This is a genomic window from Streptomyces griseosporeus, assembly GCF_014656055.1.
Lineage (GTDB): Bacteria > Actinomycetota > Actinomycetes > Streptomycetales > Streptomycetaceae > Streptomyces > Streptomyces griseosporeus.
Map to the genome: position 1 here is coordinate 285,569 of NZ_BNBR01000009.1, position 24,174 is coordinate 309,742.

Below are 24,174 nucleotides of genomic sequence, written 5' to 3' on the forward strand. Positions count from 1 at the left end.
TCAGTTACCCCCGGCCCCGCCCTGCCGCTCCTGCCGCGCCCGCTCCTCGGGCGACGGACCGAACGTGTCGTCCAGTGCCTGGTTCCACTCCCCGTCGGAGATCCCGAGCGCGTCCCGCACCACCTGCGACCGCAGGCCGCCCTCCCCTTCGGTGAGGACCGTCCGGCCCGTGTCCTTCCACGTCTGCGCCATCTCGTCACCGGCTCGCTCGAACGACTCCGCGCTCCAGTCCGGATTCAGCGCGTCCGGCGTGAACACCTCGCCCCAGCCCTGCCGGGCGATCTCCTCCTCCGACGCGTGCGGGTTGCCGCCCATCACGGAGTTCACGCCCACCTTCAACGCGCCCTCGACGTACTGGTCGTGCTCCCACTGCGTCCCCGCCGCGAGCCCCAGCCGGTTCGCGATCTCACTCGCGTCGTGGACCAGGGCACGCACCCCCCACTCCCAGCGCTCGCAGAAGTCCTCGAAATCCGTCGACAGCCCGTGATGCCCGGCCTCCATACCGGTCATCGCCAGCTCCGAGAACCCCTTGCCCATGATGGAGCCCGTACTGTCACCGACCTCGCCCAACTGGTCGATGGTGCTGCCCAGGCCCTTCGTGAACTGCGCGACGGCATCCTTGCCGAACTGCAGCTCCGGTCCGCCCCCCGTCACGCACGTCCCCCTTCCGCACCGCGACCCGCACCGACGGCCACGGCATCCGGCACGATCCCGGACACCGGCGGAAAGAACATCGCACCGCCCTCGGTCGCGATGTCCACCGCCACACCCGCCGGCTCACCCAGCGACGGCACGATCTCGTCGACCAGACGGGCACCCAGCAGCGCCGCGTACTCCACGGGCCCGCCGCCCGGCGCACGGCTCTCGGCGAACCGGGCCAGCGCCGCCTCGTCGGTGAACGCGCAGATCCAGCGCACGCCGCCCGAATGCGCCGTCCATAGGCCCCCGCCGGCCAACGGCACCAGCAGGACCGTCCTGCGCATCTCCCCCACCAACGCGCGAGCGTCCCCCACTCCCGCCCGCCGCCGCGCGATCTGCTCGGCAAGCGCCGTCCCCGACTGCCCCACGGTCCCTCCCCGTCCGTCCGGTAACAGGTCAAACCGTAGGACAGGACGTACGGAAGGCGGCAGTCGGTTCTGGTGCGGAAACTGTGAGGGACGCCGGGGCGCGCGAGCCAGGGGTCAGCCCTTGGCGGCCTTCTTCTCCTCCGCGTCCTGGATGACCGCCTCCGCGACCTGCTGCATCGACATACGGCGGTCCATCGACGTCTTCTGGATCCACCGGAACGCGGCCGGCTCCGTCAGCCCGTACTCCGTCTGCAGGATCGACTTCGCCCGGTCGACGAGCTTGCGGGTCTCCAGGCGCTGGCTGAGGTCGGCGACCTCCTTCTCCAGCTCCTTCAGCTCCGTGAACCGCGACACGGCCATCTCGATCGCCGGTACGACGTCACTCTTGCTGAACGGCTTCACGAGGTACGCCATCGCGCCCGCGTCCCTCGCCCGCTCCACCAGGTCGCGCTGCGAGAAGGCGGTCAGCATCAGCACCGGGGCGATACGCTCCTCGGCGATCTTCTCCGCCGCGGAGATGCCGTCGAGCTTGGGCATCTTCACGTCGAGGATCACGAGGTCCGGCTTGTGCTCCCGGGCCAGCTCCACGGCCTGCTCGCCGTCCCCGGCCTCACCGACGACGGAGTAGCCCTCCTCCTCCAGCATCTCTTTGAGATCGAGCCGGATCAGGGCCTCGTCCTCGGCGATGACGACACGGGTCGTCAGCGGGGGAACGTGCGACTTGTCGTCGTCGGTCACGTCTGCGGGCTGGGGCGACTCGGGGGCGGTCACTGAGGCTCCTTGTTCGGGGCAGGGTGCTGCTGACAAGAGCCTACCTAGCTGCGGTAAGGTAGTGACACGGCGGGTGACCGCTGACCTTCATTTCGAAGGGGCCCCGGTAGCCCAGCGGTAGAGGCCATGGATTCAAAACCCATTCAGCGTCGGTTCGAATCCGACCCGGGGCACTTTTCCTTGGATTCCAAGGTCAGTATGTGAAACGGAGGATCACGTTCGCGTGATCTTCCGCTTTTCTCTGCGCAAAGGGAAGAGCAGTAACGCACGGTGTTGCCATGGAGCAGCACAGCCCCTCAATTCGTGCCCATGCCATCGCATTGCTACGCCAAGGTGTCCCCAATCGCTTGGTCGCCGAGCAACTGAACGTGCCGCGTGGAACCGTCGGATGGTGGCGCAGCGAGGACCGCAGAGCGCGTGGCGAGACATATACCCAGCCCACGGACTGCCCCAGGTGCACCGGGCGTGTCTTCGACAGCCCTGCATACGCCTACCTGCTCGGCTCCTACCTCGGTGATGGCCACATCATCTCGAAGCGCAAACAGCACCACCTCTCCATCTTCTGCAACGCCGCCCAGACCGGGCTCATCGCCACTGCCGAGGACGCTATGCGGAAGGTGATGCCGCTGCCCAGACTGTCGCAGCGCCGGAAACAAGGCTGCGTCGAGGTGAAGTCGTACACCATGCACTGGACGTGCATGTTCCCCCAGCACGGCCCCGGCAAGAAGCATGAGCGCCCCATCGTCCTCGAACCCTGGCAGCAGGACATCGTCGACGCCCATCCCTGGGAGTTCGTCCGTGGGCTGATCCACTCCGACGGGTGCCGGGTGACCAACTGGACGACCCGGCTCGTCGGGGGTGAGCGGAAGCGGTACGAGTATCCGCGGTACCTCTTCACCAACAAGTCGGCCGACATCCGGGGTCTCTACACCAGCACGCTCGACAAGCTGGGCGTCGAGTGGACGTACTGCGCGCGCAACGGGACGCCGTGGAATGTGTCCGTCGCCCGTAAGGCCTCCGTCGCGCTCATGGACGCCCACGTCGGGCCGAAGTACTGACCGTCACTTCGGGCTGTCGTCCTCGCCGATGTGGTGGACGCGGACCAGGTTCGTGGAGCCGGAGACTCCGGGGGGTGAGCCGGCGGTGATGACGACCGTGTCGCCCTGGGCGCAGCGGCCGTATTTCAGGAGCAGCTCGTCGACCTGGTCGACCATCGCGTCGGTGGAGTCGACGTGGGGGCCGAGGAAGGTTTCCACGCCCCAGGTGAGGCTGAGCTGGGAGCGGGTGGCGGGGTCGGGGGTGAAGGCGAGGACGGGGATCGGGGAGCGGTAGCGGGAGAGGCGGCGGGCCGTGTCGCCGGACTGGGTGAAGGCGACGAGGAACCGGGCGCCGAGGAAGTCGCCCATCTCGGCCGCGGCGCGGGCGACGGCGCCGCCCTGGGTGCGGGGCTTGTTGTTCTCGGTGAGGGCGGGGAGGCCCTTGGCGAGCATGTCCTCCTCGGCCGCTTCGACGATCTTGGACATGGTGCGGACGGTTTCGATGGCGTACTTGCCGACGCTGGTCTCGCCGGAGAGCATCACCGCGTCCGTGCCGTCGAGGACCGCGTTGGCCACGTCGCTCGCCTCGGCGCGGGTGGGGCGGGAGTTCTCGATCATGGAGTCGAGCATCTGGGTGGCCACGATCACGGGCTTGGCGTTGCGCCGGGCCAGTTTGATGGCGCGTTTCTGGACGACGGGGACCTGTTCGAGCGGCATTTCGACGCCGAGGTCGCCGCGGGCGACCATGATGCCGTCGAAGGCGGCGACGATGTCGTCGATGGCGTCGACGGCCTGCGGTTTCTCGACCTTGGCGATGACGGGGAGGCGGCGGCCCTCCTCGTCCATGATGCGGTGGACGTCCTGGATGTCGCGGCCGGAGCGGACGAAGGACAGGGCGATGACGTCGAAGCCGGTGCGCAGGGCCCAGCGGAGGTCGTCCTCGTCCTTGTCGGAGAGGGCGGGGACGGAGACGGCGACGCCGGGGAGGTTGAGGCCCTTGTGGTCGGAGACCATGCCGCCTTCGACGACGCGGGTGTGGACGCGGGGGCCGTCGATCTCGGTGACCTCCAGGCAGACCTTGCCGTCGTCGACGAGGATGCGTTCGCCGGGGGTGACGTCGGCGGCGAGGCCGCTGTAGGTCGTACCGCACTGGTCGTGGTTGCCTTCGGCGTCCGCTTCCACGCTGATGGTGAAGGTGTCGCCGCGTTCGAGGAGTACGGGTCCTTCGGTGAAGCGGCCGAGCCGGATCTTCGGGCCCTGAAGGTCCGCGAGGATGCCGACGCTGCGGCCGGTTTCGTCGGCCGCCTTGCGTACGCGGTGGTAGCGCTCCTCGTGCTCGGCGTGGGTGCCGTGGCTGAGGTTGAAGCGGGCGACGTCCATTCCGGCGTCGACCAGGGCCTTGATCTGGTCGTACGAGTCGGTGGCGGGGCCCAGGGTGCAGACGATTTTCGCTCGGCGCATGGTCCGAGCCTATGGCTTACCCATCGGTAGCGAATTGGTGCCGGGTGACTACTCAACAACCTTTCGATGAAGGGTTATTGACAAGTGTTGAATTGTGCGGAGGGGTGCTCCGATGAGCATGCGGGCGGGAATTTCGAATTTCCGTTCAGGGTGTTCTAGAGAACCGGCGGTCTCATCGTGAAGCGCGCGTTGACCGCGGCGTAGACGTGCTGGCGCTGCGGTTCCAGGTCGAGGGGGGCGGCCTCGGCGCCCTCGGCGGGGGCCGCGTACGCCATCGAGCGCATACGGGGGGCGTGGGCCGGGGCCTCGGCGCCGATGTCGGCCAGTTCCACGAGGGAGGCGAGGCTGGTGCCGAGGGCTTCGGCGTATTCGCGGGCGCGCCGGACGGCTTCGTGGACGGCCTGTTGCCGGGCCAGGCGGTGGGCGGGCGAGTCGGGGCGCAGGGACCACCAGGGGCCGTCGACGCGGGTGAGGTCGAGGTCGGCGAGGCGTGCGGTGAGTTCGCCGAGCGCGGTGAAGTCGGTGAGGTCGGCGGTGAGGTGGACCGTGCCGTGGTGGGCGCGGACGCGTTCGCCGCGGCCGTGCGGGGTGAGCTGGGGGGTGACGGTGAGGGCGCCGGTCTCGACGCGGTCGACTGCTTCGCCGTAGCTCTTGACGAGGTCCAGCACGGTGGCGTTGCGGCGGGTGAGGTCGTCGAGGGTGGCGCGGCGGTCGCGGCCGCGGGCGGTGACCGTGATGCCGATGCGGGCGATCTCGGGTTCGGCGTCGAGGTGGGCCTCACCGCGGACGGCGAGGCGCGGGGCCTCGGGGGTGCCGTGGGGGGCGGGGGGCGCGGGAGTGTCGTCGGCTGGGGCCATACGGGTCACTCTGTCACGGGTTGCGTGGTTAGGGTCCGTCAGATTGCCGTACGGGTCACTCAATCGCAACCTGCGGGACCTGTTGCCGTCGGCCGTGGCCGGGCCAGAATCTACGCGCGTTATCTACGCGCGTCAGTGAGGAGATGCAGAGATGCCGTTGAACCGCCGGAAGTTCCTGAAGAAGTCGGCCGTGACGGGGGCGGGGGTGGCGGTCGCGGGTGCGGCGGCGGCTCCGGTGGCGCAGGCCGCGGAGGCCACGGGGCCGGGACGGCCCGAGAAGCGGTACTCGCTGACCGTCATGGGGACGACGGACCTGCACGGGCACGTCTTCAACTGGGACTACTTCAAGGACGCGGAGTACGCGGACAAGGCGGGCAACGCGCAGGGTCTGGCGCGTATCTCGACGCTGGTGAACCAGGTCCGGGCGGAGAAGGGGCGGCGCAACACGCTGCTGCTGGACGCGGGTGACACGATCCAGGGCACGCCGCTGACGTACTACTACGCGAAGGTGGACCCGATCACCGCCGAGGGCGGTCCGGTGCACCCGATGGCGCAGGCGATGAACGCGATCGGGTACGACGCGGTGGCGCTCGGGAACCACGAGTTCAACTACGGCATCGAGACGCTGCGCAAGTTCGAGGCGCAGTGCGACTTCCCGCTGCTGGGCGCGAACGCGGTGGACGCGAAGACGCTGCGGCCGGCGTTCCCGCCGTACTTCATGAAGTCGTTCCATGTGCCGGGGTGCGGCCGGCCGGTGAAGGTGGCGGTGCTGGGGCTGACGAACCCGGGCATCGCGATCTGGGACAAGGCGTACGTGCAGGGCAAGCTGGCGTTCCCGGGCCTGGAGGAGCAGGCGGCGAAGTGGGTGCCGAAGCTGCGGTCGATGGGCGCGGACGTGGTGATCGTGTCGGCGCACTCGGGTTCCTCGGGCACGTCGTCGTACGGTGACCAGGTGCCGTACGTGGAGAACGCGGCGGCGAACGTGGCGCGGCAGGTGCCGGGGATCGACGCGATCCTGGTGGGGCACGCGCACGTGGAGATCCCGGAGCTGAAGGTCGTCAACGAGCAGACGGGCAAGACGGTCGTGCTGTCGGAGCCGCTGTGCTACGCGGAGCGGCTGACGCTGTTCGACATCGAGCTGGTGTTCCGGCGGGGCCGCTGGGAGGTGGAGTCGGTGGCGGCGTCGCTGCGGAACTCCAACGCGGTGGCGGACGACCCGGCGATCACGCGGCTGCTGGGGGACGCGCACGCGCAGGTGGTGGCGTACGTCAACCAGGTGGTCGGCAAGGCGACGGCGACGCTGACGACGGTCGAGGCGCGGTACAAGGACGCGCCGATCATCGATCTGATCACCAAGGTGCAGGAGGACGTCGTGAAGGCGGCGCTGGCGGGGACGGAGTACGCGTCGCTGCCGGTGATCGCGCAGGCGTCGCCGTTCTCGCGGACCTCGGAGATCCCGGCGGGCGAGGTGACGATCCGGGATCTGTCGAGCCTGTACGTGTACGACAACACGCTGGTGGCGAAGTTGATGACGGGTGCGCAGCTGCGGGCGTACCTGGAGTACTCGGCGGAGTACTTCGTGCAGACGGCGCCGGACGCGGTGGTCGACGTGGAGAAGCTGACGAACGCGAACGGCCGTCCGGACTACAACTACGACTATGTGTCGGGCCTGTCGTACGACATCGACATCGCGCAGGCGCCCGGTGCGCGGATCAAGAACCTGACGTTCCAGGGTGCTCCGCTGGACGACGCGCAGCAGTTCGTGTTCGCGGTGAACAACTACCGCGCCAACGGCGGCGGTGCCTTCCCGTTCGTGGCGTCGGCGAAGGAGCTGTGGTCGGAGTCGACGGAGATCCGGACGCGGATCGCGGAGTGGGTGACGGCGAAGGGTGTGCTGGACCCGAAGGACTTCGCGTCGGTGGACTGGAAGCTGACGCGGAACGGTACGCCGGTGTTCTAGGACTTCGGTCCTCCGGGGGCGGGTCGGCGGGTGCCGGCCCGCCCTTTCGCGCTTCAGCGGCCTTCGACGAGGGGGGTGAGGGCGCGGGGCTGCCGGGCCGGGGGGACCCGGTGCTGCTCCTGCAGGCCGAAGGTGGTGAAGGCGGTGCGGTCGGGCAGGGGGTAGGGGTCCTTGCCGGTGAGGGAGTTGAGGATGGTGGCGCTGCGCCAGGCGGCGAGTCCGAGGTCGGGGGCGCCGACGCCGTGGGTGTGGCGTTCGGCGTTCTGGACGTACACGGCTCCGGTCACGGCGGGGTCGGTGACGAGGCGGAACTGCTCGTCGACGCGCGGGCGGTCGGCGCTGTCGCGGCGCAGGTAGGGGTCGAGTCCGGCGAGGAGGCGGCCGAGGGGGCGTTCGCGGTAGCCGGTGGCGAGGACGACGGCGTCGGTGGTGAGGCGGGAGCGGGTGCCCTGCTCGATGTGTTCGAGGTGGAGTTCGAGCCGGGTGGCGGCGAGGCGTCCGGCGGTGCGGACGCGGACGCCGGGGGTGAGGACGGCGTCGGGCCAGCCGCCGTGCAGGGTGCGGCGGTACAGCTCGTCGTGGATGGCGGCGAGGGTGCCGGCGTCGATGCCCTTGTGGAGCTGCCACTGGGCGGTGACGAGCTGGTCGCGCACGGGCTCGGTGAGGCCGTGGAAGTAGCGGGTGTAGTCGGGGGTGAAGTGCTCCAGGCCGAGCTTGGAGTACTCCATGGGGGCGAAGGCGGGGGTGCGGCCGATCCAGTGGAGGCCTTCGCGGCCGGCGGGGCGGTGGCGCAGCAGGTCGAGGAAGACCTCGGCGCCGGACTGTCCGGAGCCGACGACGGTGACGTGGCCCGCGGCGAGGAGGGCGGTGCGGTGGTCGAGGTAGTCGGCGGCGTGCAGGACGGGGACGCCGGGTGCGTCGACGAGGGGGCGCAGCGGGTCGGGGACGTGGGGTTCGGTGCCGATGCCGAGGACGACGTTGCGGGCGTAGGTGCGGCCGAGGGCCTCGGCCTCGCCGTCGGTGTCGAGCTGGGTGTAGTCGACCTCGAAGAGGTCGCGTTCGGGGTTCCAGCGGACGGCGTCGACCTGGTGGCGGAAGTGCAGGGCGGGGAGGTGGCCGGCGACCCAGCGGCAGTAGGCGTCGTACTCGGCGCGGTGGGTGTGGAAGCGCTCGGCGAAGTAGAAGGGGAAGAGGCGGTCGCGGGTCCTGAGGTAGTTGAGGAAGGACCAGCGGCTGGTGGGGTCGGCGAGGGTGACGAGGTCGGCGAGGAAGGGGACCTGGACGGTGGCGCCGTCGATGAGGAGGCCGGGGTGCCAGTCGAAGCCGGGGCGCTGGTCGTAGAAGACGGTGTCGAGTTCGGTGAGGGGGTGGGCGAGGGCGGCGAGGGAGAGGTTGAAGGGGCCGATGCCGATGCCGACGAGGTCGCGGGGGGCGTCGGGTTCGGGGCGTGGGGGCGTGGTCATGCGGGGGTGTGTCCTTCGGCGAGTGCGGTGACGTGGGCGAGGAGCCGGGTGAGGTCGGCGGGCCGGGTGTGGGGGTTGAGGAGGGTGGCCTTGAGCCAGAGGCGGCCGTCGGGGCGGGCGCGGCCGAGGACGGCGCGGCCGTCGGTGAGCAGGCGGAGGCGTATCGCGGCGACGGTGGTGTCGGGGGCGCCGGCGGGGCGGAAGAGGACGGTGCTGAGGGCGGGCCGGTCGTAGAGGTCCAGGGCGGGGTCGGCGGCGACGAGGTCGGCGAGGTGCCGGGCGTGGTCGAGGACCTGGTCGACGAGGGCGCCGAGGCCGGTGCGGCCGAGGGCCTTGAGGGTGACGGCGATCTTGAGGGCGTCGGGGCGGCGGCTGGTGCGCGGGGAGCGGCCGAGGAGGTCGGGCAGGCCGGCGTCGGTGTCGTCGTCGGCGTTGAGGTAGTCGGCGCGCTGCTGGAGCGGGGTGAGGTCGGCGGGGTCGCGGACGGCGAGGAGGCCGGCGGCGACGGGCTGCCAGCCGAGTTTGTGCAGGTCGAGGGTGACGGTGTGGGCGGCGTCGAGGCCGGTCAGCCGGGCCCGGTGGGTGTCGCTGAAGAGGAGGGGCCCGGCGTAGGCGGCGTCGATGTGCAGGCGGGCGCCGTGGGCGGCGCACAGGGCGGCGATGTCGGGGAGGGGGTCGATGAGGCCGGCGTCGGTGGTGCCGGCGGTGGCGGCGACGAGGTGCGGCCCGGGCAGGCGGGTCAGGGCCTCGTCGAGGGCGACCGGGTCGAGGGTGCCGGCGGGGGTGGGTACGGCGACGGGGTCGGGCAGGCCGAGCAGCCAGGCGGCGCGGGGCAGGGAGTGGTGGGCGTTCGCGCCGTGCACGAGGCGCAGGCCGGCGCCGTGGATCTCGCGGGCGAGGAGGAGGGCGAGCTGGTTGGACTCGGTGCCGCCGGTGGTGACGAGGGCGTCGGCGAGGCCGGCCTGCCGGGCGAGGGTGCGGGTGAGCAGGGCCTCCAGCGCGGAGGCGGCGGGGGCCTGGTCCCAGGAGTCGAGGGAGGGGTTGAGGGCGGAGGCGGCGAGGTCGGCGGCGACGGCCACGGCGAGGGGCGGGCAGTGCAGGTGCGCGGCGCACAGCGGGTCGGCGGGGTCGGCGGCGCCCTCGGCGAGGGCGGTGACGAGCGTGCGCAGGGCATCGGGGTCGCCCTGTTCGGGCAGGAGGTCGCCCACCGCGTCCCGCAGCCGTGCGGTGACCTGCTCGGGGCCGCCGGGGGGCAGGGGGCCGCCGCGGGCGCGGGTGCCGTCGGCGAGGGCGTCGAGGACGGTGTGGAGCAGGGGCCGCAGGGCGCTCGGACCGTGGGGTCCTGAGGCGAGGGGCGGCGTGCTCATCGGGGCCTCCGGGGCGGCGCGGGGCGGGGTTTCCAGGTTGTCCCTGGTTGCGGCGGCGCGTCCGGAAAGTGCACGAACGGAACCCGAAAGGGGTACGGGGGTGGGGCGGCGGGGGGTGCTGGGGCGGGGGTGTGGTTGGGGGCTATGGGCGACCGGAGTGTGGGGGCCCGGCGGGTGGCGCGATGTGCAGACGGGCGCACGGGGATGAGCGGTGCCATGACAACCGCGCCGTTCTCGGCGCAGCCCGCCGCGGCGGGGGGCGGGTGCCGGTCACGGGCGGGCTGCGGGCCGGATCACGGTCTCCCGGCCGGTGCGCGCAGGGTGATGCCGGGCGTGGTCACCTTCACGCTGCGCATCCGGGTGGGGCGTTGAGGGGACGGGGGCCGGTCGCCGTGAACGGTCAGGGCGGCGGCCGGCCCCCGGGTGTCACGCCTGCCGGACGCGCAACGCGCGGGCCAGGTCGTCGAGTTGGTCGGCGAGCTTGCGACGCAGGGCGGGGATGGGGTCGGCGTCGCGCAGGCACTCCTCGCCGAGGCGGAGGGTGGTCTCGTCGACGGCGTGGGCGGGGAAGGCCCAGCGTCCGGCGGCCTCGGCGATGGCGGGGCCGCGGCGGGCGGCGAGGGCGACGGCGTCCCGGTAGTAGCGGGGCACGTAGTCGCCGAGGAGGCCGGCCTGTTCGGGCTGCCAGAAGCCCTGGGCGGTGGCGGTGAACAGGTAGTTGGACAGCTCGTCGCGGGCGAACATCGCCTCCCAGGCGCGGGCCTTGGCGTCCGCGTCGGGCAGCGCGGCCCGGCAGCGGGCGGCGCCCTCCTGGCCGGAGGCGCTGGGGTCGCGGTCGAGTTCGGCGGCGATGGCGGCCTCGTCGGTGGCGCCGAGGACGGCGAGCCGGGCGAGGATGCGCCAGCGCAGCTCGGGGTCGAGTTCGGGACCGCCGGGGACGGTGCCGTCGGCGAGCCAGGCGGCGATGGTGTCCGGCTGGGCCGCGGTGTCGATGTAGTGGCGTACGGCGATCAGCCGCAGGCCGGGGTGGTCGCCGTCCTCGGTGCGGCGGATGAGGGCGCGGCACAGGGCGGCCAGCCCGGCGAGGGCGGCGGGCCGCGCCTCGGGGCTGACGTAGCGGTCGGCGACCTGGGCGCGGGCGAAGCCGAGGACGCCCTGGACGAGGGCGAGGTCGGTCTCCTCGGGGAGGTGGGCGCCGGCCGTGGCCAGGTAGTCGGCGGGGGCGAGGTCGCCGTCGCGGACCATGTCGCGCAGGCTGTTCCAGACGACCGCGCGGGTGAGTGGTGTGGGGATGCCGGACAGGCCGCGCAGGGCGGTCTCCAGGGAGTGCTCGTCCAGGCGGATCTTGGCGTAGGTGTGGTCGAGGTCGTTGGGGACGACGAGGGCGGGGCGGGCGCCGGGGCGGGCCTCGGGGGCGTCCTGGGGGACGTCCGCCTCGTACTGCTCGCGCAGGACCAGGGTGCGGCCGTCGTTGAGGTCGCGGTCGTAGACGCCGATGGTGGCGCGGTGCGGGCGGCTGCCCTCGCGGTGCAGGGCCAGGGTCCAGGTGCCGGGGCGGGCGTCGACGGAGGCGGTGAGCGTGTCGACGCCGGTCGTGCGCAGCCACGCGTCCGCCCAGGCGTGCACGTCGCGTTCGGTGTGCGCGGCGAGGGAGTCGATGAAGTCGGCGAGGGTGGCGTTGGCGAACTTGTGCCGGGCGAAGTGGGTGTTGATGCCGGCGAGGAAGTCCTTCTCGCCGAGCCAGGTGACGAGCTGCCGCAGGGCGGAGGCGCCCTTGGCGTAGGAGATGCCGTCGAAGTTGAGCATCGCGGAGGCGGTGTCGTCGACCTGTTCGGGGGCGACGGGGTGGGTGGAGGGGCGCTGGTCGGCGTCGTAGCCCCAGGCCTTGCGGACGACGCCGAAGTCGGTCCAGGTGTCGGTGAAGCGGGTGGCCTCGGTGAGGGTCTGGTAGCCCATGTACTCGGCGAAGGACTCGTTCAGCCAGATGTCGTCCCACCACTTGAGGGTGACGAGGTCGCCGAACCACATGTGGGCCATCTCGTGGGCGATGACCATGGCGCGGGTCTGGCGTTCGGTGTCGGTGACGGCGGAGCGGTAGACGAACTCGTCGCGGAAGGTGACCAGTCCGGGGTTCTCCATGGCGCCCGCGTTGAACTCGGGCACGAAGGCCTGGTCGTAGGAGTCGAAGGGGTAGGGCTCCTCGAACTTCTCGTGGTAGCGGTCGTAGCACGCGCGCGTGATGCCGAGGATCTCCTCGGCGTCGGCGTCGAGGTAGGGCGCGAGGGAGCGGCGGCAGTGGATGCCGAAGGGCAGACCGCGGTGTTCGGTGCGCACGGAGTGCCAGGGGCCGGCGGCGACGGCGACGAGGTAGGTGGAGATGGGCGGGGTGGTCGCGGCCTTCCAGCGGCCCTCGCCGAGGTGTTCGGTGACGCCGTTGGCGAGGACGGTCCAGCCGTCGGGGGCGGTGACGGTGAGGTCGAAGACGGCCTTGAGGTCGGGCTGGTCGAAGGCGGCGAAGACGCGCTGGACGTCCTCCATGAACAGCTGGGTGTAGAGGTAGGTCTCGCCGTCGGTGGGGTCGGTGAAGCGGTGCATGCCCTCGCCGGTGCGGGAGTAGCGCATGGTGGCGTGCAGCTGCAGCTCGTGCTCGCCGGCGGTGAGGTTCTTCAGCGGGAGGCGGTTGCCGTCGAGGCTGTCGGGGTCGAGGGGCCGGCCGTCGAGGGTGGCGGAGTGCAGCTCGGCGGGCTTGAGTTCGACGAACGTGTCAGCGTCGGCCCGTGCGGTGAACCGGATGGTGGTGCGGGAGTCGAAGGTGTCGTCGCCGCCGGTCAGATCGAGGTCGATCGTGTAGCGGTGGACGTCGAGGAGCCGGGCACGGGTGTGCGCTTCGTCGCGCGTCAGTACGGACATGCAGGACATGCTGCCTGATGGCCCCGGCGTCGCACAGGGGCGGATCGGTACGTGCGCTATGTCGCCTCGTGCGCGGGCGCCGGTGTGCCGGGGTCGCGCTGGAGCGGCACCCGCGTGGGCGGGGCGGCGGCGGTGCCGGGCGGGTCGGCGGGGCCGGGGTCCTTGACGAGGGCGCGCAGTTCGCGGATCTCGGCCTCCAGGGCGAGGCGGTGCCGGTGCGCGTCGTAGAGGTAGCGGATCTTGGTGCGCAGGATCCACGGGTCGACGGGTTTGGTGATCAGGTCGGCGACGCCGAGGCGGTAGGCGGCGCCGGCGAGGTCCTGGTCGGCGCCGAAGCCGGTGAGCAGGACGACGGGGATGTGCTGGGTCTGTTCCAGGCGCCGCAGGTAGCGGACGACCTCCAGGCCGTCGGCGCCGGGGGCGCGCAGGTCCAGCACGAGGAGGCCGACGCGGCCGCGCAGGACCTGCTTGAGCGCCTCGTCGCCGCTGGTGGCGCGGCCCAGCGGGTAGCCGAGCGGGGCGAGGGCGCTCTCCAGGGCGTACAGGGTGCCCTGGTGGTCGTCGACGATGAGGATCTCGGCATCCGACGGCATGGCCCGCCCGTCCCTCCCGCGGTGGGGCAGCCGGCCGGGTCCGCCGCACTGACTGCGTGTGGCGCGACTTTCACCGGCTGTGCACGTCGCAGCATGCCCCGCCGGAGCCGCGCTGTCACGCCCTTTTGGCGTACACGCAGGTCAGCCGGTGGCGGGGGTGCGGTCGCCGGAGGGGGTCGTTCCGCCGGCCGGGGCGGAGCCGTCCGCCGGGGCGGGGCCGTCCGCCGGGGCGGGCCCGTCGGCCGGGGGCGTTCCGTTGGCGGCGGTGTCGGCGATGTGCTCGTGGTGGCGGATGACCTCCGCGATGATGAAGTTCAGGAACTTCTCGGCGAACGCCGGGTCGAGGTGGGCGCTTTCGGCCAGGGCGCGCAGCCGGGCGATCTGGCGGGCCTCGCGCTCGGGGTCGGCCGGCGGCAGCTGGTGGGCGGCCTTGAGGTGGCCGACCTGCTGGGTGCACTTGAAGCGCTCGGCGAGCATGTGGACGACGGCGGCGTCGATGTTGTCGATGCTCTCGCGGAGCCGGGCGAGCTCGGCGCGGACGGCCGGGTCGACGTCACCGGTACCGGTGTTGCTGGTGGTCATGGCCGTTCACCCTAGTGCGTCGCCGGTCGGCGGGCGTTCCGTGTCCGCGGGCCGGAACCGGACATGACCTGCGGCGGGCGTCCCGGGGCCGGGTACGGCTGCGTACAGTGGAAGCGGGCTCGGAGCGTCTTGGGGGTACAGGCGTGGCGAACGGCGGACCGGTCGAGCACGGGTACCCGCATCTGGAGACGGTGCGGGCCGCCGTCACGGCGCTGTACCGGCGTCTGTCGTACGACACCGTGCGGACGTTCGCGACGAGCGTGGCGCCGGCCGACGTGGCGTTCTGCGACACCGACGATCTCTATCTGGGCGCCCAGCGGGTGGCGCGGGAACTGGTGCGGCACTTCCGGTTGCCGGACGCGCGGATGATCGTGTCGTTCCGGGAGATGACCCATGCGGCGAACATCGAACTCGCGGCGGGGCCGGAGTACTTCGTGGAGCTGAACGACCGGTTCCGTACGCACCGGCGGGACATCGGCGCGGCGCTGGCGCACGAGATCACGCATGTGTATCTGCACCGGCTGGACCTGGCGTTCACCGGGACGCGGGACAACGAGATCCTCACCGACACGGCGACGACGTATCTGGGCGCGGGCTGGCTGCTGCTGGACGCCTACCGGGAGGACGCGGTCTCCTCGCAGAAGCTGGGGTACCTCACGCCGGAGGAGTTCGGGTACGTGCTGGCGAAGCGGGCGCTGGCGTTCGGTGAGGACCCGTCGACGTGGTTCACCAGCCCGCAGGCGTACACGGCGTACACGCGCGGGCTGGAGCGGGCGCGGCGGGACGGGCAGCAGCCGCCGCTGACGGCGGCCGGGTGGGCGGGGCGCCGCCGGTACGCGCGCGACCGGCGGCACGCGCAGGACCACGCGCGTGTGCCGGTCGCGGACGGCGCCCCGTACTCCTTCGTGCCGGAGGGCCCCGGCCCGCTGCGGGTGACGTTCCCGTGCCCGACCTGCCACCAGCGGATCAGGGTGCCGGTGCGGGGCCGGGTGCGGGCGCGGTGCGGGCTGTGCCGGACGGTGCTGGAGTGCGACACCTGAGCCCGGGCCTCGGCCGGCCGGCGCTGGAGTGCGACACCTGAGCCCGGGCCTCGGCCGGCCGGCGCTGGAGTGCGACACCTGAGCCCGGGCCTCGGCCGGCCGGCGCCGGAGTGCGACCGGTGAGGTGCGTCAGCCGAGCGTGACCTGCGCCGTGTGTACGGCGCCCAGGGTGCCCGGGGTGATCCGCAGGGTGAGCCGCGCGCCGGTCGCCAGCACCTGCACGGCCGGGTCGTACGACGTCACCGCGGACACCGCGCGGTCCCAGGTCAGGTCGATGCTCGCGCCGTCGCGCAGCGGGCCGGAGACGCAGACGGTGGCCGTGCCGCCGCTCTGCCGGATCAGCACGCTCGCCGGTGCGCTCACGGTGACGTCGCCGACGGTGCCGGCGAGCCAGAAGTTGACGCCGGTGAGGCCGAGGGCGGGGACATACACGCCCTGCTGCTCGTTCGTGTTGGCGAGGATCGTGAGCCGGCCGGTGTCGACGGCGCGGGCGGCGGTCTGCGCGGCGCTCGCCCCGGGCAGGACGGCGTAGGCGTAGCCGGCCCAGGTGGGGTCGGTGCCGTGGTCGAGCCAGAGGGTGAGGTAGCGGCGGGTGACGGGGGTGGTGGTGCCGCCGGTGTTGATGTCGGACCAGGCGCCGGTACGGGCCTCGCGCAGGGTGTGCAGGTCGGCGCCGCCGGGCAGGACGTAGCCGCCGAATCCGGCGATGTGGGCCCAGCGGGCGCCGGGGTGGACGGCGTTCGTGCCGAGGGCGGTGGGCTGGGCGGTGCCGTCGACGGTGAGGGCGTGGGTGCCGCTCGCGCCGAGGTTGCGGTTGTCGAGGATCGTCTCGACGCCGGTGCCGTCGCGGCCGTGGATGCCCGCGCCGAGGCAGACGATCGCGTCGTCGAGGAAGAACCAGGACTTCTTCGCCAGCAGGGTGGAGGACAGGCCCTTGAGGTACTGGCCGACGGCGGCGTACGTGCCGTCGGTGGCGCCGCCGACCCAGCGCACGTCGGGGCGGGGCGCGCCCCAGGCGCCGCCCTCGCCGTCGGTGAGGGGCTTGCGGGAGGCGGTGGTGCCGGGCAGCCGCATCGGGTCGACGGTGGCCCAGAAGCTGTCGCTGTACTGGCCGTTGCCGAAGCCGGCGCCCCACCAGTAGAGCATTCCGGAGCCGGTGTGCCAGCCGCGCAGGTTCTCGCCGTTGCCGTTCTCGTAGTGGGTGATGCGGTTCGAGGCCATGGACACGGCGGCGGCCCAGCCGGGCCTGCGGTGCACGGCGCGGTCCATGCAGGGGAAGAGGCGGTGGCCGGTCGGTTCGGGGGCGGCGGTTGCCGGCCCGTCGGCGATGGCCTTCAGGCGGGCGAGCTGGGCGACGGAGAGGGCGTCGCTGGTGAGGACGGGCCGGTAGGAGGCGCGGGCGATCCAGCCCTTGATCATGCTCTCCCAGCGTGTGCGTTCGCTCGTCGAGGCGCTCTGGGCGAGCAGGGCGACGCAGGCGATGATCGCGTGTCCGCGCAGATGGTCGTCCTGGAGGATCGCGCGGGTGTCGGTCTTCTGCACGCCGCGGCTGATCGCCCGCCCCGACACGCCGTCCATGGCGAGGCCGTTGAACAGGAACGGCGCGTAGGCCTTCTCGACCGAGTCGAGGATGATCTGCCGGCCGGGGTCGGTGACCTCCCACTCGGAGCCGTTCAGCAGGGCGAAGAGCAGGGACAGCCCGCCGAGCATCACGGCGCCGTAGGTGCCGGGGTAGGGGACGTAGGTGTGCTGGATGAAGCTGCCGTCGGCGTAGAGGCCGTCGCCGCTGGTGACGTACGGGAAGACGGGGCTGAGCGCGTCACGGGCGAGGGCGGTCTTGGCGGCGCTCTTGCCGAGGACGCCGCGCAGGGCGAGGACGCGGCACAGGTCGACGCGGTTGGCGCCGGTGGAGGTGCCCGAGTAGGCGGAGACGGCGCTGTCGGGGACGAAGTGGTCGACGGCGGCGGTCCAGTCGGCGATGCGCGTGGCGCCGAGGTGGTCGTACAGCAGGGTGCTCATGTCGAGCAGGGCCTGGGGGATGCCGATCTGCCAGTTCCACCAGTTGCCGTAGCGGGCCTGGCCGGCGTTGTAGGCCTCGGTGTGGAGGTGGTCGAGGCCGGTGAGCAGGTCGGTGAGCAGGCCGCTGTCTCCGGTCAGGCCGGTGCCGGGCTGGGCGTAGGCCTCGGCGAGGGTGCGCAGCCGGTTGTAGCTGGTGCCGAGGTTTCCGGAGTAGGTGTACGACTCGCTGTCGGTGTCGGGTTCCGGGTCGGCGTAGGGCAGGTCGGGCCACAGGGATCCGGTGGCCGGGCGCATGCCGGCGCGCAGGTCGGCGGCGGTGGCGCCGAGGGTGGTGAGGCGGCTCGCGTACGGCTCGGCGGTGGCGTCGTAGCCGGTGCCGAGGATGAGGTCGCGCCACTTCAGGCGGAGGGTGTCGTAGGCGTCGGCGGCGTGGGCGGGGCCGGTCGCGGTGAGCGAGAGGGGGGCGCTGGTGGCGAGGGCCGCGAGGAGGAGGGTGCGGCGGGTCATGCTCAGGGGGCTCGTTCTCGGGGGGCGGGGAAAGCGCATGCGGAGGCTCCCGGGGAGGGGGAAGGGGTGCGTCGTCAGGCCTGGTTCCGCGCTGTGGTGAGCGGTTTCTAGCACGAGCGCACACACACCGGCAACGATCCGCGCATTCACTCGTCCATTTGATTGTTCGAGCAGAAACGTTCACGTCCGATCAGCCGAGCGCTACACTCCAGGTCAGCAACAGGACCGCCGACGAGGGGAGCCGGGCGACGTGCACGCCGAGGAAAGGCACCAGGAAATTCTCCACAGCCTGCGCGAGCACGGGTCGGTCCGCGTCAGCGACCTGGCCGCGGAGCTGGGCGTCTCCCCCATCACGGTCCGCCGTGACGTGGAGACGCTGGCCGAGCGGGGGCTCGTCGAGCGCGTGCACGGCGGGGCCGTGCTGCCGGAGACGGCACCCGAGGCGTCCCGGGACCGGGAGCGTGCCGTCCCCGCCGGGCGCGAGCTGGTGTTCGGCCTGATCGTCCCGGCCGCCGACTACTACTACCCCGAGGTGATCAAGGGGGCCCGGGAGGCGGCGGCCGAGCGCGGGATCCGCCTGGTCCTCGGCATCTCGCAGTACCAGCCCGAGGAGGAGCGCGCCCAGGCGGAGCGGATGCTCGCCGACGGCATCGACGGGCTGATCGTCACGCCGTGCGGCCCGGTCGGCGAGCGCGGCTGGCCGGCCGGCCTCCAGGTGCCGTACGTCCTGGTGGAGCGGCGCCCGGAGGACGACGTCACCGGCGCCGAACGGGTCGTCACCGACCACGTCTACGGCGCGCGGATCGCCGTACGGCATCTCGCGGACGCCGACCGGGAGCTGATCGGGCTGCTGCTGCGGGAGGACAGCCCGCACAGCGCCCTGGTCCTGGAGGGCTACCGGAGCGGTCTCGCGGCGGCGGGGCTGCTCGACGCCGAGCCCCCGGTGTTCCGGCTGCCGCCCCCCGGCGGGGACGCGAAGCGGCGTGAGCAGGTGCTGGCGGAGTTCACCGACGCGGCGGCGTCCGGCCGCCTTGAGGCGGCGATCGTGCACAACGACCACGACGCGATCGTCGTCCTGCAGCGGCTGCGCGCCCGCGGGGTCGAGGTGCCCGGCAGCATGGCGCTCGTCGCCTACGACGACGAGGTCGCCGCCCTCGCCGACATCCCGCTCACCGCGGTCGCCCCGCCCAAGCACGCGGTCGGCGCCGCCGCGGTCGAGCTGCTCGCCCGCCGGCTGGCCGACCCCGGCCGCCCCCGGCACCGGATCGCGATCCTGCCGGAGCTGCATGTGCGCGCCTCCAGTTCGTAGCCGGCCACCGGCCCGCCCTTGGCTGCTCGTTTTCCGCACACCGACACCGGAGAACCCTCATGTTCGAGATCACGTCCGAGGGCTTCTCCCTCGGCGGCCGTCCGCTGCGCCTGCTCTCGGGCGCCCTGCACTACTTCCGGGTGCTGCCCGAGCAGTGGCCGCACCGGCTGCGCATGCTGCGCGCCATGGGCCTGAACACGGTGGAGACGTACGTGCCGTGGAACCTGCACGAACCCCGGCCCGGTGCGTACGACTTCACCGGCATCGCCGACCTGGACCGCTTCCTGCACGCCACGCGCGAGGCGGGCCTGCACGCGATCGTGCGGCCGTCGCCGTACATCTGCGCCGAGTGGGACAACGGCGGGCTGCCCTGGTGGCTGCTCGCCGACCCCGAGGTGAAGGCGCTGCGCTGCGCCGACGAGGCCTATCTCGCGCACGTGGACCGCTGGTACGACCGGCTCCTTCCGGTCCTCGTCCCGCACCAGGTCACGCGGGGCGGCAATGTGCTGATGGTGCAGGTGGAGAACGAGTACGGCTCCTACGGCACGGACACCGGCCATCTGGAGCACCTGGCGGCGGGGCTGCGCTCGCGCGGCGTCGACGTGCCGCTGTTCACCTCCGACGGGCCGGACGACTTCTTCCTGACCGGCGGCACCCTGCCGGGCAGCCTGGCGACCGTGAACTTCGGCAGCCGGGCCGGGGAGGCGTTCGCCTCGCTCAAGCGGCTGCGGCCGAAGGATCCCGCGATGTGCATGGAGTTCTGGTGCGGCTGGTTCGACCACTGGGGCACCGGGCACGTCGTGCGGGAACCGCGGGACGCGGCGCGGACGCTGGCGGAGATCCTCGCCGAGGGCGCCTCCGTCAACGTCTACATGGCGCACGGCGGCACGAACTTCTCCACCTGGGCGGGCGCCAACACCAAGGACCCGGCGACCGGTGAGCACTATCTGCCGACGGTGACCTCCTACGACTACGACGCGCCGATCGACGAACGCGGCGCCGCCACCGAGAAGTTCCGCGCCTTCCGCGAGGTGCTGAGGCCTTACGCGGACGGTCCGCTGCCAGAGCCGGAGCCGCCCGCGCCGCTGCTGCCACCGGCCCGGGTGGAACTGACCGAGTCGCTGCGGCTGTTCGACGTGCTGGACGACCTGGCGGCAGGCCCCGAGCGCCGGGCCCCGCTGCCGCCGTCCTTCGAGGAGCTGGGCATCGGACAGGGGCTGGTGCTGTACACCGGGCGGATCCCGGGGCCCCGGCAGCCGTATCCGCTGTCGGTGCGGGGGCTGGCCGACCGGGCCCACGTCTACGTCGACGGGGTGCACGCCGGCACCCTGGAGCGGGACGCCGTTGAGCGGATCCCGGACGTCCCCGTGCCGGAGGCGGGGGCGCGGGTGGAGCTGCTGGTGGAGTCGATGGGCCGGGTGAACTACGGTGCCGGGCTCGGCGAACGCAAGGGCGTCGCGCGCGTGCTGCACACCCAGCAGCTGCTGCACGGCTGGCGGGCGCGGGCGGTGGAGCTGGGACACGGCACGCCCGGCCGGCTCGACTGGGGGCGCGCGGGCGGGGCGGGGCGCGGCCCGGTGTTCCTGCGCGGGTTCCTCGACGTCGCGGAGCCCGCCGACGCCCATCTGGCGCTGCCCGGCGCGGGCAAGGGCTATGTGTGGGTCAACGGCTTCTGCCTGGGCCGCCACTGGTCCTCCCGGGGCCCGCAGCGCACCCTCTACCTGCCCTGGCCACTGCTGCGGGCGGGCCGCAACGAGATCGTGGTGCTGGAGCTGGACGCGGACACCGGCACGGTCCCGGCGGTCGTGGAGACACGCCGGGAGCCGGATCTGGGCTGAGAAACGAACATCAAACGAACAAGGATCAGATCGAAATCCGCTCAACGATGATTGCTTGTTCGTTTCCTATTGACTCCGATCGTTCGTGGCCGAAAGATGTGCGTCATTCGCACTGAGCCCCGTGCCGGGCCCTCAGCTCCGTAGGAGTCAGCCATGAAGTCCTCCCCCGCCCTCGCCGCCGCCGCGGCCGGCCTCGCTCTCCTCGCCACCGCGTGCGGCGGCTCCGGCTCCGGCGGCGACGCGGGCACCGGCACCGCCGCACAGCCCGTGCAGATCACCTACTGGTCCTGGATGCCGGGCACCAAGGAGATGGCCGCCGAGTTCAACCGCACGCACAAGACCGTCCAGGTGCGCTTCTCCGAGATCCCGGCCGGCCTGAACGGCGGCTACGACAAGCTCGCCAAGGCCGTCACCGCGGGCAACGCGCCCGACGTCGTCAACGTCGAGTACCAGGCCCTGCCCGACCTGGTCACCCAGGGCCTGCTGCGCGACTCGACCGACGAACTGGCCAAGACCGTCGAGGGTTACGCCCCCGACGCCGTGCGCACCCTGGTCACCCTCGGCGGCAGAACCTGGGCCGCGCCCTACGACGTCGGCCCGCAGACCCTGTACTACCGCAAGGACCTGTTCGCGAAGTACGGCATCGCGGTCCCCACCACCTGGGACGAGTTCAAGAGGGCCGCACAGCGGGTGAAGACCGCCTCGCACGGCGAGGCACGCATCCTCGACTTCTGGGGCGACGACGTCGCCACCTGGGCCGGCCTCGCCCAGCAGGCGGGCGCCCGCTGGTACGGCTCCACCGGCGACGCCTGGACGGTGGACATCGCCGACCCGGCCACCAAGAAGGTCGCCGACTACTGGAAGGACCTCGTCGCGGGCGATCTGGTGCTCAACCACAAGGCGTGGAGCCCCGAGGCCACCAAGGCCGTCACCGACTCCCGGGCGATCGCGCTGATCGGCGCCTCCTGGAGCGCGGGCGGCATCAGGACGACGTACCCGAAGCAGGCCGGCCAGTGGGCCGAGGCACCGCTGCCGAACTGGGGCACGCCCGTCACCGGCGCGGTCGGCGGCTCCTCCTTCGCGCTCACCAAGGACACGGAGAAGGCGAAGGCCGCCGCCGAGTTCGTCACCTGGGCCACCACCGACGCGGCGGCCGTCAAGGCCCGCCTCGCGGCCGGCACCTCCAGCGCCCTGCCCGCCGCCGAGACGCTGCGCGCCACCGCCAAGGACTCCTTCGACGCCTCCTTCTTCGGCGGCCAGGACATCTACCAGGTGGCCGGCGCGCAGGTGCCGACGATCGCGAAGGACTGGGTGTGGAGCCCGGTGCACAACTCCACCTCGCTGTCCCTGCAGAGCGGTCTCGGCACGGCCCAGAAGAGCGGCGACTTCTGGCCGGCGTTCCAGGCGGCGCAGCGGGCCGCCGAGAAGTCGGTCACCGACCGCGGGCTCAAGCTCGCCGACTGACCGCGGGCCCACGCCCGCGAAGCGCCCGCCCCGACCGTCCGGCTCCCGAAGGGGGCCGGGCCCGGCCCCCAGGAGCTGACCATGGCCACGGCGACGCCCCGGCCCGGCCGCAGGCGGCACACCGCCGCTCCCGTGCTCTTCCTCGCCCCGTTCCTCCTCCTCTTCTCCGCCACCCTGCTCGCGCCGATCGGCTACGCGCTCTGGATGAGCCTGTTCCGTGAACAGGCCGCCTCCGGACTCGGTTTCGGCGGTACGAAGACCCTCTTCGTCGGTGCCGGCAACTACCTGCGCGCCCTGGACGACCCGGGCTTCCGCCGCGGCTTCGCGCACATCGCGCTGTACTGCGCGGTCTACATCCCGGTGATGGTGGGCGGCGCGCTCGCCCTCGCCCTGCTGCTGGACTCCGCCCTCGCCCGCGCCAAGCGGTTCTTCCAGCTGGCCTACTTCCTGCCGCACGCCGTACCCGGCCTGATCGCCGCGATCATCTGGGGCTTCCTCTACACGCCCGGGCTCAGCCCCGTCCTGGACCTGCTGTCCGCGTTCGGCGCCGACTGGGACGTCCTCGGCGCCGACGGAGCCGTCTTCGCCATGGCCAACGCGGCGACCTGGCAGTGGATCGGCTACAACATGGTGATCTTCTACGCCGCGCTGCAGGCCGTACCGCGCGAGACGCTGGAGGCCGCGGTCGTCGACGGCGCCGGGCAGCTGCGCACCGCGGTGTCGGTGAAGCTGCCGATGATCCGTTCCTCGGTGGTGCTGACCACCCTGTTCACGGCCGTGGGCGCGATCCAGCTGTTCAACGAGCCGGAGGTGCTGCGCAGCCGCTCCGCCGCGATCTCCCCCGACTGGAGCCCGGTGATGTTCATCTACCAGGCCGCCTTCACCCGGCACGACTACGGGCTGGCCGCCGCGGCCTCCCTGCTGCTCGCGGTGCTGGGCGCCGCCCTGTCCTTCGTGATCACCCGGCTCGGCAACCGCTGGAAGGAGGCGTGAGCATGGCCGTCGAGACCACCGCCGCGCCCACGGCACCCGTGCGCCCGAAGACCCCGGCCACCGCGTCCGCGCCCGCGCCCGCCCCCTGGGCCTCCCGCGCGGCCGTCAACACCGTCCTGGCGATCGTCGCGCTGTACACGCTGATGCCGCTGAGCTGGCTGCTGGTCAACGCCACGAAGAACAACGGCGACCTGTTCGGCCGGCCCGGCTTCCGGCTCGGCGCCTTCAGCCTGTTCGCCAACATCGCCGACCTGTTCGCGTACCAGGACGGCCTGTTCGGGCGCTGGCTGCTCAACAGCCTGCTGTACTCGGTCGCCGGCGCGCTGGCGTCCACCCTGGTGTCGCTGCTCGCGGGGTACGCGTTCGCCGTGTACGGCTTCCCCGGCCGGGAGAAGGTCTACGGCCTGGTCCTGCTGGGCATCCTGGTGCCGCCCACCGTGATCGCGCTGCCGATGTACCTGCTGGCCTCCGAGGCCGGGCTGGTCAACACCTACTGGGCGGTGCTGATCCCGGGCCTGGTCAACCCGTTCGGGGTCTATCTGGCGCGGGTGTTCGCCGAGGCGTACCTGCCCGCGGAGACGCTGGAGGCGGCCCGCATGGACGGGGCGGGTGAGCTGCGGGTGTTCCGGTCGGTGGCGCTGCCGATGCTCTCACCGGCGTTCGTCACGATCTTCCTGTTCACGTTCACCGGCAGCTGGAACAACTTCTTCCTGCCGCTGGTGATGCTGAACGACTCGTCCCTGTACCCGGTGGGCCTCGGCCTGTACGGCTGGAACGCCGTGCTGCCGCAGGAGCCGCAGCTGTACGCGCTCGTCGTCACGGGCTCCCTGCTGTCGGTCGTGCCGCTCGCCGTCGCCTTCCTCACGCTGCAGCGCCACTGGCGCTCCGGCCTGACCGCGGGAGCCGTCAAGTGACCCCTGTGCCTCGTCGTCCGCG

General features: G+C 72.2%; 19 protein-coding genes and 1 tRNA gene. 9 read left to right on the forward strand and 11 right to left on the reverse strand.

Features of this window, described 5'->3' with window-relative positions; genetic code table 11:
• The 3 genes from IE308_RS34685 to IE308_RS34695 all read right to left on the reverse strand — a co-directional run bounded on the left by IE308_RS34685 (position 1) and on the right by IE308_RS34695 (position 1,838).
• Positions 1-654 carry a hypothetical protein gene (locus tag IE308_RS34685; RefSeq protein ID WP_110627442.1) on the reverse strand — a complete coding sequence of 218 codons (654 nt, stop codon included), beginning with the start codon at positions 652-654 and terminating at the stop codon, positions 1-3.
• Entirely contained in the window at positions 651-1,067 is a 417-nt protein-coding gene (locus IE308_RS34690; RefSeq protein ID WP_110627443.1) for an SseB family protein, read from the reverse strand. The genes IE308_RS34685 and IE308_RS34690 overlap by 4 nt, the downstream gene beginning before the upstream one ends.
• A gap of 114 nt (positions 1,068-1,181) precedes the next feature.
• Positions 1,182-1,838: an ANTAR domain-containing response regulator gene (locus tag IE308_RS34695; RefSeq protein ID WP_110627444.1), complete on the reverse strand. Its 657-nt coding sequence runs from the start codon at positions 1,836-1,838 to the stop codon at positions 1,182-1,184.
• A gap of 100 nt (positions 1,839-1,938) precedes the next feature.
• Here IE308_RS34695 and IE308_RS34700 point away from each other — a divergent pair.
• Positions 1,939-2,011, forward strand: a tRNA-Leu gene (locus IE308_RS34700).
• A 105-nt stretch (positions 2,012-2,116) separates the two neighbouring features.
• Positions 2,117-2,896 carry a helix-turn-helix domain-containing protein gene (locus tag IE308_RS34705; RefSeq protein ID WP_190220930.1) on the forward strand — a complete coding sequence of 260 codons (780 nt, stop codon included), beginning with the start codon at positions 2,117-2,119 and terminating at the stop codon, positions 2,894-2,896.
• 3 nt (positions 2,897-2,899) lie between these two features.
• On the opposite strand, the gene pyk is transcribed toward IE308_RS34705, so the two are convergent.
• Positions 2,900-4,336 carry a pyruvate kinase gene (pyk, locus tag IE308_RS34710; RefSeq protein ID WP_190220931.1) on the reverse strand — a complete coding sequence of 479 codons (1,437 nt, stop codon included), beginning with the start codon at positions 4,334-4,336 and terminating at the stop codon, positions 2,900-2,902.
• A 155-nt stretch (positions 4,337-4,491) separates the two neighbouring features.
• A complete protein-coding gene (locus tag IE308_RS34715; RefSeq protein WP_190220932.1) occupies positions 4,492-5,193 on the reverse strand; it encodes an SIMPL domain-containing protein in 702 nt (233 codons plus the stop codon).
• Between the two features lie 151 nt (positions 5,194-5,344).
• Here IE308_RS34715 and IE308_RS34720 point away from each other — a divergent pair, with 151 nt between their 5' ends.
• Positions 5,345-7,153, forward strand: coding sequence for a bifunctional metallophosphatase/5'-nucleotidase (locus IE308_RS34720; protein ID WP_190220933.1), 1,809 nt, complete (start codon positions 5,345-5,347; stop codon positions 7,151-7,153).
• A gap of 53 nt (positions 7,154-7,206) precedes the next feature.
• On the opposite strand, the gene IE308_RS34725 is transcribed toward IE308_RS34720, so the two are convergent.
• The 5 genes from IE308_RS34725 to IE308_RS34745 form a co-directional block, all read right to left on the reverse strand.
• Positions 7,207-8,616 carry a lysine N(6)-hydroxylase/L-ornithine N(5)-oxygenase family protein gene (locus IE308_RS34725; protein WP_190220934.1) on the reverse strand — a complete coding sequence of 470 codons (1,410 nt, stop codon included), beginning with the start codon at positions 8,614-8,616 and terminating at the stop codon, positions 7,207-7,209.
• Positions 8,613-9,983: a pyridoxal phosphate-dependent decarboxylase family protein gene (locus IE308_RS34730; RefSeq protein WP_190220935.1), complete on the reverse strand. Its 1,371-nt coding sequence runs from the start codon at positions 9,981-9,983 to the stop codon at positions 8,613-8,615. Before IE308_RS34730 ends, IE308_RS34725 begins: the two co-directional genes overlap by 4 nt.
• 426 nt (positions 9,984-10,409) lie before the next feature.
• Complete coding sequence (gene pepN, locus IE308_RS34735) at positions 10,410-12,902, reverse strand: aminopeptidase N (RefSeq protein ID WP_190220936.1); 2,493 nt, start codon at positions 12,900-12,902, stop codon at positions 10,410-10,412.
• A 47-nt stretch (positions 12,903-12,949) separates the two neighbouring features.
• Complete coding sequence (locus IE308_RS34740) at positions 12,950-13,486, reverse strand: response regulator (protein ID WP_110627452.1); 537 nt, start codon at positions 13,484-13,486, stop codon at positions 12,950-12,952.
• Between the two features lie 141 nt (positions 13,487-13,627).
• Positions 13,628-14,068, reverse strand: coding sequence for a chorismate mutase (locus IE308_RS34745; RefSeq protein ID WP_229909352.1), 441 nt, complete (start codon positions 14,066-14,068; stop codon positions 13,628-13,630).
• Positions 14,069-14,211: 143 nt separating this feature from the next.
• Between IE308_RS34745 and IE308_RS34750 the strand changes: the two genes are divergently transcribed.
• Positions 14,212-15,108, forward strand: coding sequence for a hypothetical protein (locus IE308_RS34750; RefSeq protein ID WP_110627545.1), 897 nt, complete (start codon positions 14,212-14,214; stop codon positions 15,106-15,108).
• Positions 15,109-15,237: 129 nt separating this feature from the next.
• On the opposite strand, the gene IE308_RS34755 is transcribed toward IE308_RS34750, so the two are convergent.
• Positions 15,238-17,634: a polysaccharide lyase 8 family protein gene (locus IE308_RS34755; protein WP_229909353.1), complete on the reverse strand. Its 2,397-nt coding sequence runs from the start codon at positions 17,632-17,634 to the stop codon at positions 15,238-15,240.
• Positions 17,635-17,884: 250 nt separating this feature from the next.
• Here IE308_RS34755 and IE308_RS34760 point away from each other — a divergent pair, with 250 nt between their 5' ends.
• The 5 genes from IE308_RS34760 to IE308_RS34780 all read left to right on the forward strand — a co-directional run bounded on the left by IE308_RS34760 (position 17,885) and on the right by IE308_RS34780 (position 24,152).
• Positions 17,885-18,943, forward strand: a complete 1,059-nt coding sequence (locus IE308_RS34760) for a LacI family DNA-binding transcriptional regulator (RefSeq protein WP_190220938.1) — start codon at positions 17,885-17,887, stop codon at positions 18,941-18,943.
• A gap of 59 nt (positions 18,944-19,002) precedes the next feature.
• On the forward strand, positions 19,003-20,781 hold the full coding sequence (locus IE308_RS34765; protein WP_190220939.1) for a glycoside hydrolase family 35 protein: 1,779 nt from the start codon (positions 19,003-19,005) through the stop codon (positions 20,779-20,781).
• 153 nt (positions 20,782-20,934) lie between these two features.
• The gene (locus IE308_RS34770) at positions 20,935-22,245 is read left to right on the forward strand and encodes an ABC transporter substrate-binding protein (RefSeq protein WP_190220940.1); all 1,311 of its coding nucleotides are present in this window, start codon (positions 20,935-20,937) and stop codon (positions 22,243-22,245) included.
• A gap of 81 nt (positions 22,246-22,326) precedes the next feature.
• Positions 22,327-23,238, forward strand: a complete 912-nt coding sequence (locus IE308_RS34775) for a carbohydrate ABC transporter permease (protein ID WP_190220941.1) — start codon at positions 22,327-22,329, stop codon at positions 23,236-23,238.
• Positions 23,239-23,240: 2 nt separating this feature from the next.
• Positions 23,241-24,152 carry a carbohydrate ABC transporter permease gene (locus IE308_RS34780; RefSeq protein ID WP_190220942.1) on the forward strand — a complete coding sequence of 304 codons (912 nt, stop codon included), beginning with the start codon at positions 23,241-23,243 and terminating at the stop codon, positions 24,150-24,152.
• Positions 24,153-24,174: the final 22 nt, after the last annotated feature.

Bases quoted from the DNA above. Each gene is read 5' to 3' on its own strand.
- IE308_RS34705 (WP_190220930.1), top strand. From the start codon at position 2,117: ATGGAGCAGCACAGCCCCTCAATTCGTGCCCATGCCATCGCATTGCTA.
- pyk (WP_190220931.1), bottom strand. From the start codon at position 4,336: ATGCGCCGAGCGAAAATCGTCTGCACCCTGGGCCCCGCCACCGACTCG.
- IE308_RS34715 (WP_190220932.1), bottom strand. From the start codon at position 5,193: ATGGCCCCAGCCGACGACACTCCCGCGCCCCCCGCCCCCCACGGCACC.
- IE308_RS34720 (WP_190220933.1), top strand. From the start codon at position 5,345: ATGCCGTTGAACCGCCGGAAGTTCCTGAAGAAGTCGGCCGTGACGGGG.
- IE308_RS34725 (WP_190220934.1), bottom strand. From the start codon at position 8,616: ATGACCACGCCCCCACGCCCCGAACCCGACGCCCCCCGCGACCTCGTC.
- IE308_RS34730 (WP_190220935.1), bottom strand. From the start codon at position 9,983: ATGAGCACGCCGCCCCTCGCCTCAGGACCCCACGGTCCGAGCGCCCTG.
- pepN (WP_190220936.1), bottom strand. From the start codon at position 12,902: ATGTCCTGCATGTCCGTACTGACGCGCGACGAAGCGCACACCCGTGCC.
- IE308_RS34740 (WP_110627452.1), bottom strand. From the start codon at position 13,486: ATGCCGTCGGATGCCGAGATCCTCATCGTCGACGACCACCAGGGCACC.
- IE308_RS34745 (WP_229909352.1), bottom strand. From the start codon at position 14,068: ATGACCACCAGCAACACCGGTACCGGTGACGTCGACCCGGCCGTCCGC.
- IE308_RS34755 (WP_229909353.1), bottom strand. From the start codon at position 17,634: ATGACCCGCCGCACCCTCCTCCTCGCGGCCCTCGCCACCAGCGCCCCC.
- IE308_RS34765 (WP_190220939.1), top strand. From the start codon at position 19,003: ATGTTCGAGATCACGTCCGAGGGCTTCTCCCTCGGCGGCCGTCCGCTG.
- IE308_RS34770 (WP_190220940.1), top strand. From the start codon at position 20,935: ATGAAGTCCTCCCCCGCCCTCGCCGCCGCCGCGGCCGGCCTCGCTCTC.
- IE308_RS34775 (WP_190220941.1), top strand. From the start codon at position 22,327: ATGGCCACGGCGACGCCCCGGCCCGGCCGCAGGCGGCACACCGCCGCT.
- IE308_RS34780 (WP_190220942.1), top strand. From the start codon at position 23,241: ATGGCCGTCGAGACCACCGCCGCGCCCACGGCACCCGTGCGCCCGAAG.